11 protein-coding genes and 1 tRNA gene are annotated in these 12,861 nt (G+C 68.5%); 7 read left to right on the top strand and 5 right to left on the bottom strand.

Annotation, left to right across the window (positions count from 1 at the left end; translation table 11 throughout):
• Window positions 1–4: 4 nt before the first annotated feature.
• From ACIHAO_RS24300 to ACIHAO_RS24290, 3 genes are all read right to left on the bottom strand, one after another.
• Window positions 5–868 carry a hypothetical protein gene (locus tag ACIHAO_RS24300; protein WP_396561360.1) on the bottom strand — a complete coding sequence of 288 codons (864 nt, stop codon included), beginning with the start codon at window positions 866–868 and terminating at the stop codon, window positions 5–7.
• A 598-nt stretch (window positions 869–1,466) separates the two neighbouring features.
• A tRNA-Arg gene (locus ACIHAO_RS24295) sits at window positions 1,467–1,539 on the bottom strand.
• A gap of 65 nt (window positions 1,540–1,604) precedes the next feature.
• Window positions 1,605–2,042, bottom strand: a complete 438-nt coding sequence (locus ACIHAO_RS24290) for a MarR family winged helix-turn-helix transcriptional regulator (protein WP_396561358.1) — start codon at window positions 2,040–2,042, stop codon at window positions 1,605–1,607.
• Between the two features lie 44 nt (window positions 2,043–2,086).
• Here ACIHAO_RS24290 and ACIHAO_RS24285 point away from each other — a divergent pair, with 44 nt between their 5' ends.
• A complete protein-coding gene (locus ACIHAO_RS24285) occupies window positions 2,087–3,211 on the top strand; it encodes an epoxide hydrolase family protein (RefSeq protein ID WP_396561356.1) in 1,125 nt (374 codons plus the stop codon).
• Between the two features lie 151 nt (window positions 3,212–3,362).
• Window positions 3,363–4,280, top strand: coding sequence for a cation diffusion facilitator family transporter (locus tag ACIHAO_RS24280; protein ID WP_125785155.1), 918 nt, complete (start codon window positions 3,363–3,365; stop codon window positions 4,278–4,280).
• A gap of 220 nt (window positions 4,281–4,500) precedes the next feature.
• Here ACIHAO_RS24280 and ACIHAO_RS24275 read toward each other — a convergent pair whose 3' ends face one another.
• Together ACIHAO_RS24275 and ACIHAO_RS24270 are read right to left on the bottom strand one after the other, a co-directional pair.
• Window positions 4,501–5,214, bottom strand: coding sequence for a DUF305 domain-containing protein (locus ACIHAO_RS24275; protein ID WP_396561353.1), 714 nt, complete (start codon window positions 5,212–5,214; stop codon window positions 4,501–4,503).
• Between the two features lie 8 nt (window positions 5,215–5,222).
• Complete coding sequence (locus ACIHAO_RS24270; protein ID WP_396561567.1) at window positions 5,223–6,014, bottom strand: DUF3105 domain-containing protein; 792 nt, start codon at window positions 6,012–6,014, stop codon at window positions 5,223–5,225.
• A gap of 203 nt (window positions 6,015–6,217) precedes the next feature.
• Here ACIHAO_RS24270 and argS point away from each other — a divergent pair, with 203 nt between their 5' ends.
• The 5 genes from argS to thrB are packed head-to-tail and all read left to right on the top strand — an operon-like array spanning window position 6,218 to window position 12,563.
• Complete coding sequence (gene argS / locus ACIHAO_RS24265; protein ID WP_396561351.1) at window positions 6,218–7,873, top strand: arginine--tRNA ligase; 1,656 nt, start codon at window positions 6,218–6,220, stop codon at window positions 7,871–7,873.
• Between the two features lie 6 nt (window positions 7,874–7,879).
• On the top strand, window positions 7,880–9,313 hold the full coding sequence (gene lysA / locus ACIHAO_RS24260; RefSeq protein WP_396561349.1) for a diaminopimelate decarboxylase: 1,434 nt from the start codon (window positions 7,880–7,882) through the stop codon (window positions 9,311–9,313).
• Between the two features lie 3 nt (window positions 9,314–9,316).
• Window positions 9,317–10,627 (top strand): homoserine dehydrogenase, encoded by a 1,311-nt coding sequence (locus tag ACIHAO_RS24255; protein WP_396561347.1) that lies wholly within the window; start codon window positions 9,317–9,319, stop codon window positions 10,625–10,627.
• Entirely contained in the window at window positions 10,624–11,685 is a 1,062-nt protein-coding gene (gene thrC, locus ACIHAO_RS24250) for a threonine synthase (RefSeq protein WP_396561345.1), read from the top strand. Before ACIHAO_RS24255 ends, thrC begins: the two co-directional genes overlap by 4 nt.
• Entirely contained in the window at window positions 11,682–12,563 is an 882-nt protein-coding gene (gene thrB / locus ACIHAO_RS24245) for a homoserine kinase (protein ID WP_396561343.1), read from the top strand. The genes thrC and thrB overlap by 4 nt, the downstream gene beginning before the upstream one ends.
• The last annotated feature ends 298 nt before the right edge of the window (window positions 12,564–12,861 follow it).

Below are 12,861 nucleotides of genomic sequence, written 5' to 3'. Positions count from 1 at the left end.
GCTCTCAGATGCAGTCCGGTTGGATGAGTTGGGCCGACGGGAGGAGGCTGGCCGCCAACGAGAAAGCCATCGCGATCGGCCGTCGGTTGGCGGAACAGTGGCCAGGATGGTCGCGGCGGTGGCGCTGAACACGATGCGGGCGACCGGATCCGGCCCGTCGGGCCCACATCCGGGTCCAGTATTCAGTCCTCTGTGGATAGTACGGGACGGTGGCCGTCGCCATCAGCGCCCGAATCTTGTTATCCTCGCCAAGCCGTCCGGCGGACGGTGACGATGCCACCACGGGAGGTAGATGGTGAACGCGGTCGTTACCGCGGAGGGGTCGGACACCGGCAGCGACCAGACGAGAGCAGTCGAAGGTGTCCGCGACGGTGATCGTCACGTCGTAGACCTCCCCATCGAGGCATGGGCGGCCGCCGACTTCGTGTAGGAAATCCTTGTCGCTGAACGTTCGGGCGCCCGGGTCCTCCCAGGAGTCGTGATTGCCGTCGTCCCAGGAGCGCTGCAAGGCCAGTTGCAGCCCGAGCCGCCACGCGGAGCTATAGCTGTTGGAACCTTGCGTTCGCAGCAGCGGCTGATTGCCGATCACCTTGTGGCTACGCGGAAGAACCCAGTTGAAATGGCAATGAGACAGCTTGCCTTCCCAGCTGTGATGGGTCAGACGCAAGGGCCTAAGATCGCCCAGGTCCAGCAGCGACGTTGGCTCTGGGCCCGACCAATCAAGATCCAGCACGTCCACCTTCTTCCAGTCCAGATCGATGCCGGTGATCTGTCCGGCAGTCCAAGTCCCAAGCGCGTCCGAGTACGCCGCGACAACGTCACCGACCACGATGGGCCGCGGCGGCGAGGAAAACGATCTAGCAGCCATGCGAAGAACCTACCGATCCGCAAGCTGCTCGCGACCTCGGCACGACAGTGGCTAGACACACCCGCTCATCGGCATGAGCGCGCGCATGGTCATTCTTCGACCGATTCCAGTACTGCACTGCGCTCGCGTGGCGCAGAGGTGCAGAGCCGAAACGTCGCCCGGGACGTCTGATTTGAGTCGAACCGTAGCGTCCCTGCTTGGTCGATACAGGGCGGGAGCTCGACAGTGAGGGACACAGGACCTTCAAGTGACGCCTGCGCCGCCGGGCGCATTGCCTGCCCGTTGTTGGCTACCTCGTGGGCAGTGCTCACGATGCACTTACCGTTCGGCGCCGTGCTGATTGTGGGTTTGCAGGACGTCCGCACTCAGGAACTTGCCACGAGGCGTCCACGAGAGCAGCTTCGTCGTGCCAAATTTCGCGATCGAACTGCGGAAAGCTGGTGATGAAGTTGACAGGGAGGACTGAAGAGACTTGAGAGGCTGTACACAATCGAGTGAAGCTGGCTAAAGGTGCTGGGCCAGCCCATTTGGCGAGTTCATGTCACGAATCATGGTATGATCGATGTAGATGAACAGCAGAAAGCGCTGTTCATCAGTGTGCCCTCGGCAGGATTCGAACCTGCGACACCTGCCTCCGGAGGGCAGTGCTCTATCCCCTGAGCTACGAGGGCGTTGCCGCCTGGGCGACGTTGGAAGCTTAGCGCATGTCTCCCGGGCCTCTCGCGAGTGGTGGTCGTTAACCGTTGTGGTGCTCGACGACGCGGGCGAGCAGCCTGGTCAGCTGCTCGCGTTCGGCGGGGTCCAGTGGCGCGAGGAGCGTGTCCTGCGTGTCTCTGACCAGGTCTTCCAGCTGGTCCAGGCGCCGGATGCCGGGGTCGGTGAGGCTGATCAGGTTGCGTCTGGCGTCGGCCGGGTCGGGGGCGCGGTCGACGTGGCCGGCGGCGGCGAGTTCGTTGATGACGGCGACGACGTCGCTGCGGTCGATGCCGGTGCAGCGGCTCAAGGTGGCCTGGCTCGACGGGCCGTTCTCGTCGATGGCCGCCAGGATCCCGTAGTGGTACCGGCGGGAGCCGCTTTTCGCGAATTCGTCCATGGTGAGCCGGTGGGCCACGGTGGCGGCCTGGTTGACCAGCCAGCTGGCCTTGGTGCGGAGCCGGACGGGTGCGGTGGTCATCGGGACAGCGTAGCGTTGGTGTCACCAACGAACTGGGAGGGCGCATGATCGAACCGTTCGAGGTGGCGATCCCCGAATCCGCCATCGCCGATCTGCGAACCCGGCTGCGCGCCACGCGCTGGCCCGAACCGGCCACTGTGGATGGTTGGGAGCAAGGGGTTCCGCTTGAGTTCGCGCGCGAGCTGTGCCGGTACTGGGCGGAGGACTACGACTTCGGTTTGGCAGGGCGCGTCAACGTCTTTCCGGGTTTCAAGACCACTGTGGACGGTCTCGGGATCCATTTCCTCCACGTTCGCTCGCCGGAGCCGGACGCGACGCCGCTCGTGCTCACGCACGGCTGGCCGGGTTCCGTGGTCGAGTTCCTCGACGTACTCGGACCGCTGACCGATCCCGCCGCGCACGGAGGCGATCCGGCGGACGCCTTCCATGTCGTGGCGCCGTCGCTGCCGGGGTTCGGCTGGAGCGACAAGCCGTCGTCGGCGGGGTGGAACGTCGAGCGGATCGCCCGGGCCTGGGACGAGCTGATGGGGCGGCTCGGCTACGGGCGTTACGCCGCGCAGGGTGGCGACTGGGGTGCCGGGGTGACGAACATGCTCGCCAAGGTCGCGCCGGAACACCTGATCGGGGTGCACGTGAACATGGCGGGTGTCCCGTACGACGAGACCCGGCTCGGAGAGCCGACGGCGGAGGAGAAGGCGGCGATCGCCGATCTCGCCCGGTTCCGCGCGGTCGGGTCCGCGTACTCGCAGCAGCAGGCCACACGTCCGCAGACGGTCGGCTACGGCCTCACCGACTCGCCGGCGGCGCAGGCGGTGTGGATCGCCGAGAAGTTCTGGGAGTGGACCGACAACGACGGCTCGCCGGAGACCGCTCTGTCCTGGCGGCAGATGGTCGACGCGATCTCCGTCTACTGGTTCACCGGGACGGCGGCCTCGTCGGCGCGGATCTATTGGGAGAGCAAGGAGCGGGACCTCTCGGCTGTTGAGGTTCCTTCGGGTATCTCGATCTTCCCGAGGGAGATCATCCGGCCGTCACGGCGCTGGGCGGAGCTGCGCTACACCGATCTTCGCTGGTACGAGGTGCTGTCCAAGGGCGGTCACTTCGCCGCGTTCGAGCAGCCTGAAGCCTTCGTCGGCCAGTTGCGGGGGTTCTTCCGGTCGCTTCGGTAGCGGTGCGTGTCGGTTCCAGGTTTCGGGAAGGCCCTCATGGGGGATGGTTTCCATGTGTGGCTTAAGACATGGTGAACTTAGGCTCACCTGTATTGCACATATGCGCATGTGACAATATATTCGGCCTGTCGACTTCACGAGAGGCGGAGCAATGGGTCACGGGCACGGGCATGGGACGGCGTCGCCGTCGAGCGCGTCAGGCCGCTACCTCAAGAGCTTGACGATCGCCCTGGTCATCGGCGCCGGTTTCATGGTCATGGAGTTCATCGTCGGGTTCGCCACGGGCTCGCTCGCGCTGATCTCCGACGCCGCGCACATGTTCACCGACGTCCTCGGGGTCGGCATGGCGCTGGCGGCCATCATGCTCGCCCGGCGAAGCGGCCCGACCCTCACCCGGACCTTCGGGTTCTACCGGGCCGAGGTGCTCGCGGCGCTGGGCAACGCCATCCTGCTGTTCGGCGTCGCGGGTTACGTCCTGATCGAGGCCATCGGCCGCATCAGCGACCCGCCCGTCGTCCCCGGCCTGCCCGTCCTGCTGGCCGCCGCGGCGGGTCTCGTCGCGAACATCGTCTCCTTCCTGGTCCTGCGCAAGGGCGCGGAGGAGAGCATCAACGTCCGCGGCGCGTACCTCGAAGTCCTCGCCGACCTGATCGGCTCCGTCGGCGTGCTGCTGAGCGGCGCGATCACCCTGCTGTTCGGCTGGCGCTACGCCGACCCGATCATCGGTGTCGCGATCGGCCTGTTCGTCCTGCCCCGCACCTACGCCCTCGCCCGCCGCGCGCTGCGGATCCTGTTCCAGCACGCGCCGAAGGGGGTCGACGTCGCCGGGATCCAGGCCGAACTCGGCGGCCTGAAGGGCGTCGAGGACGTCCACGACCTGCACGTCTGGACGCTGACTTCGGGGATGGAGGTCGCTTCGGCGCACCTCACCATCGCGCCGACCGTCGAGCAGGCGGCCGTGCTGACCGAAGCGCAGAACCTCCTGGCGGACCGCTACTCGATCGAGCACGCGACGTTGCAGATAGAAGTGCCCCAATGCGCGCAGCGCTGCCGGGAGCTTTCCTGGTAGCGCCGCCCGCGATCGGCTCAGCCGAGGAAACTCGGCCTTGCCAAGTACATGAAGGCCCCCTTCCTTGCGCCAGGCGCAAGGAAGGGGGCCTTCATGTACTTCACGCGCATCGAGGCCACCGCGGCGCCCTCTCCAGGCTGGGGGTCACCCAATGCCGTGAAGGCCTCCTTGAGGGACCCTGGGTCCCTCAAGGAGGCCTTCACGGAACAACAGAAACGCCTCAAGCAGGAAGCGGAGCGGCACCGCGCTCCTGCAACAGCCCCTTCATCAGGGTGATCTCGGCACCCTGCGACACCAGCATGCTCTGCGTCAGCGACTTCACGTCCGCGATCGCCGTGTGGTCGTGGCCGTACTGCGCCATCGCCGTCCCGCCCTCGTGGTGCCGCAGCATCAGCTGGAGGAAGAAGACGTCCATTTCCTTGCCGGTCAGCGACCGCAGTTTGGTCAGTTCGGCCGTTGTCGCCATGCCGGGCATCGGGGCGCCGTTCGACGGCTTCATGCCGGCGTCACCGTGCGCGCCGTGGCCCGCCATCGGTTCGGTCATCCAGGTCATGTAGGCGCCGGTCGCCTGTTCGGGCCGGCCCCACAGGCCGAGCCAGCCCTTCATCCGGCCGACCTGGCCGGTCTGCGTGCGCTCGATGTCGAACGCGAGGGTCTTGATCGCCGGATCGGCCGTGTGGTCCCGCGCCCAGCCCGCCATGGTGACGGCCTGGAGGTGGTGCACCGACATGTCCTGCGCGAAGCCGACCTCGACCGAGCCCGCGGCCGGGGTCGTGGGCTCCGCGTCGGAGTCGATCAGCCTGGTCGTCAGTGCGCCGAGGCCGAAGCCGAGGATCAGCATGACGACCAGGGCGGCCCCGATCACCAGCCATCGGCTCTTGGCCGACCGCGAGGTGTCGTCCGGTTCGTCGACGTACTGGAGATCGGGGTCCACTTGGCTCACTACTTGCTCGCGGGCGCCGAGGGCTGGGTGGCGGGCGCGGACGGCTGACCGGCGCCGGGCTGGTCCTGCTGCGTTCCGGCGGTGCCCTTGTAGTCCATCGGCTTCGCGTCCGGGCCCGGCGGGGCCGGGTCGAAGTCGCCCGGCTCGATCTGCGCGTCGCAGGTGGCGTCACGCTCGGGGTACGCGCCGAACGGGTTGGTGCGCAGCGCGGCGATGAACTGGTCGATCCGCTCGTCGGAGGCGGAGTCGAGCTTCAGCTGGTGGCCCCACGACTGGACCGAGATCGGCTTGTCCAGGTTCGGGTACGGCGACATCACCGTGTACGGCTTGCCCTCGACGCGGACCCGCAGCAGCTCCAGCGCGTCGCCGGAGATCTGGGCCGGGTTGTAGGCGATCCAGACCGCGCCGTGCTCGAGACCGTGGACCATGTTCTCGTTGCGGACGGCCTTCTCGTAGACGACGCCGTTGCACGCGGCCCAGGCCTGGTCGTGCGGGCCGCCGAAGGGCGGGGTCTTGTCGTAGGCGACGCGCTCGGCGGCCGTGACGTGCACGGATCCCTCGTAGGTCGCCGTGGTCACGCCGGCGATCCGCTTCGAGGGGTCCGGGTCCTGCTGCGAGGGCGCGAAGGCGGCCGCGGCCTCTTCGCGGGTCTTCTGCTCGCGCTTCGGGGCCGAGGCGACCATGTAGTAGGTGACCACCGAGGCAGCCAGGGCGACGATCGCGACGACGGCGATGATCGTGCCCCAGGGCGTGCCCTTCTTGGACACGACGGAACTACGGGCGGCCTTCATGGCGTTCTTCGACGACGCGCCCTTTTTTCTGGTTGTCCCGTTAGCCATGGCTCCTGCGTTCTCCAAAGGGGGTGGTCCCTGCGCGGGCCAGTGTAGAGACCGCGCGTCTGATCACCGTGAACAGCCGGAAGATCACCGGCTTGGCTCACACCTTCCGGCGGTCGCTGCGAAGCCCGGACCAGGTCACACCTAGAATTCCGCGAGTGACTCCCGCAGCTCTCGCCGACCTGGTCCGTAACTCCGCCGTGCAGGTTCTCGCCGCGCGCGGCCTCGACGATTCCGTGCTGCCGGAGAAGGTGACGATCGAACGTCCCCGCAACCCCGAGCACGGCGATTACGCGACCAACCTGGCGCTGCAGGTGGCCAAGAAGGCGGGGATGAAGCCCCGTGACTTCGCCGACGCGCTGGCCGAAGCCCTCGCCGCGACCGACGGGATCGACTCGGCCGAGGTCGCCGGGCCGGGCTTCCTCAACCTGCGGCTCGCCGCGGACGCGCAGGGCCAGATCGTCCAGCAGGTGCTCGACGCCGGTGAGAGGTACGGCCTCGGCGACACGCTGGCCGGCCTCAAGATCAACCTCGAGTTCGTGTCGGCGAACCCGACCGGCCCGATCCACCTCGGCGGCACGCGCTGGGCCGCGGTCGGCGACGCGCTGGGCCGCGTGCTGTCCGCGCAGGGCGGCCTGGTCACCCGGGAGTACTACTTCAACGACCACGGCGCGCAGATCGACCGCTTCGTCCGGTCACTGGTCGCCGCCGCCAAGGGCGAGCCCGCCCCCGAGGACGGCTACGCGGGCGGCTACATCAACGACATCGCCGCCGAGGTCATCCGACAGGAGCCGAGCGCGCTTTCGCTGCCGGACGACGAGCGGGCCGAGACCTTCCGCCGGGTCGGCATCGAGCTGATGTTCACCGAGATCAAGCAGAGCCTGCACGACTTCGGCACCGATTTCGACGTCTACTTCCACGAGAACTCGCTGCACGACTCCGGCGCCGTCGCGTCGTCGGTCCAGCAGCTGAAGGACTCCGGCAACCTGTACTTCGAGGACGGCGCCTGGTGGCTCAAGTCCAAGGAGCACGGCGACGACAAGGACCGCGTCGTCATCAAGAAGGACGGCAACCCGGCCTACATCGCCGGTGACCTCGCCTACTTCCAGGACAAGCGCAAACGCGGTTTCGACCTCTGCATCTACATGCTCGGCGCGGATCACCACGGCTACATCGCCCGCCTGAAGGCCGCCGCTGCCGCCTTCGGTGACGACCCGGCCGTGGTCGAGGTGCTGATCGGCCAGATGGTCAACCTGGTCTCCGATGGCAAGCCGGTCCGGATGAGCAAGCGGGCGGGCACCGTGATCACCATGGAGGACCTGGTCGGCACCGTCGGCGTCGACGCGGCCCGCTACGAGCTGATCCGCTACTCGGTCGATTCCACTTTGGACATCGACCTCGATCTGCTGCGCAAGCACTCCAACGACAACCCGGTCTACTACGTCCAGTACGCCCACGCGCGGCTGGCCTCGTTGCAGCGCAACGCTGCCGACCTGGGACTGAAATCCGATGGCGAAGTCGACTACGGCCTGCTTACGCTGCCGGCCGAGGGCGATCTGATCCGCACGATCGGCGAGTTCCCGACCGTCCTCCGCCGGGCCGCACTGCTGCGCGAACCGCACCGCGTCGCCCGGTACCTCGAAGAACTCGCCGGCGCGTACCACAAGTTCTACACCGTGGGCCGTGTTCTTCCCCAGGGCGACGAGGAGGCCACCCCCCTCACGTTCGCCCGGCTCGCGCTGTGCCAGGCCGCCCGCCAGGTGCTGGCGAACGGCCTGGACGTGCTCGGTGTCTCTGCTCCGGAACGGATGTAACCCAGAATGGCTCACCCCGCGGGCCCCCGCCACGCCGACGTCTACCCCCACGCCGACGCCTCCGGTTTCCCGCCGTCGAGTCCGGAAGAACTCGACCGGCTGTACCCGAAAGTCTGGCCCCGTAACACCTTCCGCGGTGGAGACGGCGTCGTGCGCATCGCGGGCGTCGACGTCCGCGAACTCGCCGAGAAGTACGGCACGCCGCTGTTCGTGGTCGACGAGGCCGACTTCAAATCCCGCTGTGCCGACTACGCGGAGGCGTTCGACGACCCGGCGCTCGTGCACTACGCGTCCAAGGCGTTCCTCTCCATCGAGATCGCCCGCTGGGTGGCCGAGCAGGGGCTGAGCCTGGACGTCTGCAGCGGTGGCGAACTCGCCGTCGCGCAGCGCGCGGACTTCCCGGCGGAGCGGATCACCTTCCACGGCAACAACAAGTCGCTGCCCGAGCTCGAAGCCGCTGTCGAAGCGGGCGTCGGCACGGTCGTGGTGGACTCCTACTACGAGATCGCGCGGCTGGCCGATGTCGCCGCCCGGAACGACGTCGTGCAGAACGTGCTGATCCGGGTCACCGTCGGCGTCGAGGCGCACACCCACGAATTCATCGCGACCGCGCACGAGGACCAGAAGTTCGGTTTCTCGCTGGCCTCCGGTGACGCGGCCGAGGCCGTGCGCCGGGTGCTCAACGCGCCGTCGCTCAAGCTGATCGGCCTGCACAGCCACATCGGTTCGCAGATCTTCGACGCCGACGGTTTCGAGGTCGCCGCCCGCCGCGTGGTCGGCCTGATGGCCGAACTCGCCAAGGAGCACGGCACCGAGCTGCTCGACCAGCTGGCCATCGTCGACCTCGGCGGCGGTTTCGGTATCGCCTACACCGACAAGGACAACCCGCCCCCGCCCGCGCAGATGATCACGCAGATCCGCGAGATCGTCCGCAAGGAATGCGAGTACGCGGGCCTTCCGGTGCCGAAGATCGCCGGCGAACCCGGCCGCGCCATCGCCGGTCCCGGCACGATCACGCTGTACGAGGTCGGCACCATCAAGGATGTCTCGCTCGGCGACAAGGCCGCCCGGCGGTACGTCAGCGTCGACGGCGGGATGAGCGACAACATCCGCACCGCGCTCTACGACGCGGTGTACGACTGCCGTCTCGTTTCCCGCTCCGCCGACGACGACGGGGACGGCCAGGCCGCCGCCGCGCTGTCCCGGGTCGTGGGAAAACACTGTGAGTCCGGCGACATCGTCGTCCGGGACTGCTGGCTCCCCGACACTCTTGCTCCCGGCGACCTGCTCGCCGTGGCGGCCACCGGGGCGTATTGCTACTCGATGGCCAGCGGCTACAACCGGCAGCCGCGGCCCGCGGTGGTGGCCGTGCGCAACGGCAGCGCCCGCGTGCTGCTGCGGCGGGAGACGACGGACGACATGCTGCGCCTGGAGGTCTAGCAAGTGTCTACTGTGGACGGACGCGTGATCAGGGTCGCCCTGCTCGGCTGCGGCACGGTCGGCGGTGAGGTGGTCCGGCTGCTCACCGAGCAGGCCGACGAGCTCGCCGCCAGGTCGGGCGCCCGGGTGGAGCTGGCCGGGATCGCGGTGCGGCGCCCCGACAAGCACCCCGAGCTGCCGCCGGAACTGGTGACCTCCGACGTGACGAAGCTCGTCACCTCCGAAGACGTCGACGTCGTCGTCGAGCTGGTCGGTGGCATCGAGCCGGTGCGGCAGTGGCTGCTCGACGCGCTCAAAGCCGGGAAAGCCGTTGTCACGGCGAACAAAGCGCTGATGGCCGAGCATTCCGCGGAACTGTTCGAGGCCGCCGACGCGGCGGGCGTGGACCTGTACTTCGAGGCGGCCGTCGCCGGGGCGATCCCGCTGCTGCGCCCGCTGCGCGAATCGATGGCGGGCGACCGCATCACCCGCGTGATGGGCATCGTCAACGGCACCACCAACTACATCCTGTCCGCGATGGACTCCACCGGCGCCGGTTACGCGGAAACGCTGGAAGAGGCCAGCAGGCTCGGATACGCCGAGGCGGATCCGACGGCCGACGTCGACGGCTACGACGCGGCGTCCAAGGCCGCGATCCTCGCCTCGCTCGCGTTCCACACCCGGGTGACGGCGTCCGACGTGCACCGTGAGGGCATCGCCGACGTCACCGCGTCCGACCTCGCCGCGGCGAACGTGCTGGGCCGCACGGTGAAACTGCTCGCCATCTGCGAGCGCGTCACCGCCGACGACGGCACCGAATCCGTTTCGGCGCGCGTGCATCCGGTGATGATCCCGCGCAACCACCAGCTCGCCGGGGTCGGCGGCGCGTACAACGCCGTCTACGTCGAGGCCGACGCCGCCGGTGAGCTCATGTTCTACGGTCAGGGCGCCGGTGGCGCGCCGACCGCGAGTGCCGTGCTCGGCGACCTCGTCGCGGTGGCTCGAAACCGGGTCGTCGGCGGCCGTGGCCCGCGCGAATCCGCGCACGCCGCGCTCCCGGTCAGGCCGATGGGCCAGACGCCGACGCGGTACCACGTCAGTCTCGACGTGGCCGATCGAGCGGGCGTCCTCGCCCAGGTGGCCCAGGCGTTCGCCGGGCACGGTGTCAGCATCGCCGCGGTGCGGCAGCGCGACGCGAACGACACGGCCAGTCTGGTCGTGGTCACCCACCTGGCGCCGGACGCGGCACTGCGGTCCACTGTGGACGACATTGCCGAGCTCGATGTGGTGAACCAGGTCGTCAGTGTGATGCGTGTGGAAGGCGAAGACCAGTGATTCCCCAACCATGGCCAGGAATCATCCAGGCTTATCCCGACCGGATCCCGGTCCCCTCCGGCGCGAAGGTGATCACGCTCGGCGAGGGCAACACCCCGTTGCTGCCCGCCGCGCACCTTTCCGGACTCACCGGATGCGAGGTCTACCTCAAGGTCGAGGGTGTGAACCCGACCGGTTCGTTCAAGGACCGCGGGATGACCGTGGCCATCACGCACGCGCTCGCCAGCGGGCTCCAGGCGGTCATCTGCGCCTCCACCGGCAACACGTCGGCGTCGGCCGCGGCCTACGCGGCCCGCGCCGGGCTCACCTGCGCGGTCCTCGTCCCGCAGGGCAAGATCGCGATGGGCAAACTGGCCCAGGCCGTGCAGCACGGTGCGCGGATCCTGCAGGTGGACGGCAATTTCGACGACTGCCTCGAACTCGCGCAGAAGACCGCGATCGACTATCCGGTGACCTTGGTCAACTCGGTCAACCCGGTGCGCATCGCCGGCCAGAAGTCGGCCGCGTTCGAGATCTGCGACGTGCTCGGCCGGGCGCCGGACATCCACTGCCTCCCGGTCGGGAACGCGGGCAACATCACCGCGTACTGGGCCGGATATTCCGAGTACGCGGGCGATGGTGTGGTGAAGAACACCCCGCGGATGTTCGGCTTCCAGGCGGCCGGTGCCGCGCCGCTGGTGCACGGCGAGCCGGTGGCCGATCCGGACACCATCGCGACCGCGATCCGCATCGGCAGCCCCGCGTCCTGGGACGGCGCGATGAAGGCGAAGAACGCTTCCGCCGGGCTGTTCGAGGCGATCACCGACGAGAAGATCCTCGAGGCGTATCGCCTGCTGGCCCGCAAGGAAGGCGTGTTCGTCGAGCCCGCTTCGGCGACCAGCGTCGCGGGCCTGCTGGCCACGGCCGCGGACGGACGCCTGCCGAAGGGTTCGACGGTTGTGTGCACCGTCACCGGACACGGTTTGAAGGACCCCGCCACCGCGTTGGAGGGCAACGTCGAGGTCGAGCCGCTCGCCGTCGACCCGACCGCCGTCGCCGCCGCGCTGGACCTGCGATGACGTTGATCGAGGTCAAGGTCCCGGCGTCGTCGGCGAACCTCGGCCCGGGCTTCGACACCCTCGGCCTGGCGTTGGCGTTGTACGACCGGGTCGAGCTCCAGATCACCGACGCGGGGCTCAAGATCGAGGTGACCGACGTCGGCGCGGGCGGCGTGGAAGACGTACCGGCCGACGAGTCGCACCTGGTCGTCCGGGCGTTCCGGCGTGCTTGCGAGCACCTCGGTCTCAAGCCGCCCGGCCTGCATCTGCGGTGTTTCAACGCCATTCCGCACGCCAGGGGGCTCGGCTCGTCCGCGGCCGCCGTGGTGACCGGCGTCGCGGCGGCGTACGCGCTGGCGGAGAAGGCTTTGGACGACGACGCGCTGCAACTGGCCGCCGGGTTCGAGGGACACGCGGACAACGCCGCAGCGAGCCTGCTGGGCGGCTTCGTGGTCGCTTGGAACGAGGGCGAGCGGTTCCGTGCCGAGCGGCTCCAGCCGCATCACGACATCCGGCCCGTGGTCGCCATTCCCGCGCTGCGATCCTCGACGGACGCGACGCGCGGACTGCTTCCCGCGCAGGTCCCGCACGCCGACGCGGCGTTCACGGCGGGCCGTGCGGCGCTCGCGGTCCACGCGCTCACCGCGCGGCCCGACCTGTTGCTCTCCGCGACCGAAGACCGGCTCCACCAGCATTACCGGGCGCCGGCGTATCCGGCGAGCAGCGAATTGGTGCGCGCGCTGCGGGCCGAAGGGGTGGCCGCGGCCATCTCCGGAGCCGGTCCGACCGTGCTCGCGCTGACCACCGGCGGAATACTCCCGGCAGGCGTCGACGTTACGTCTTTCGAAGTCACCGAGCTGCCGATCGATCCGGGCGGCGTCCAGGTTGCGGCCCAGTAAAGCCTCGGTCACAGGCAGGCGCCTCGCCCCGCCACGCGGGGGGTGGTTGTTGCACCGGGCCGTGGCGCGGTCTACCCTCGGGGGCGTTCGATCACCGTGCGTTTCCGCACCCGGTGCCGGTCCAGGTGACCAGTGTCATCCTTGGCTCGCATCCTTCGTTGATCCGCCAGTTCCGCACACAGTCCGGCAACAGCACAGCCTGGCAAGCGGGGGCTGGCAGGTCGACGCAGGCGGGTTCCCGGTTCCGGCGGTGCCGAATTCCGCTTCCTCCGTTTGGAGGACGCAAATCCCTGTGCTG

The sequence above is a fragment of the Amycolatopsis sp. NPDC052450 genome, from assembly GCF_044547565.1.
Classification (GTDB): domain Bacteria; phylum Actinomycetota; class Actinomycetes; order Mycobacteriales; family Pseudonocardiaceae; genus Amycolatopsis.
The sequence above is the reverse complement of the archived record's forward strand: the minus strand, read 5'-3'. Positions and strand labels throughout refer to the sequence as shown.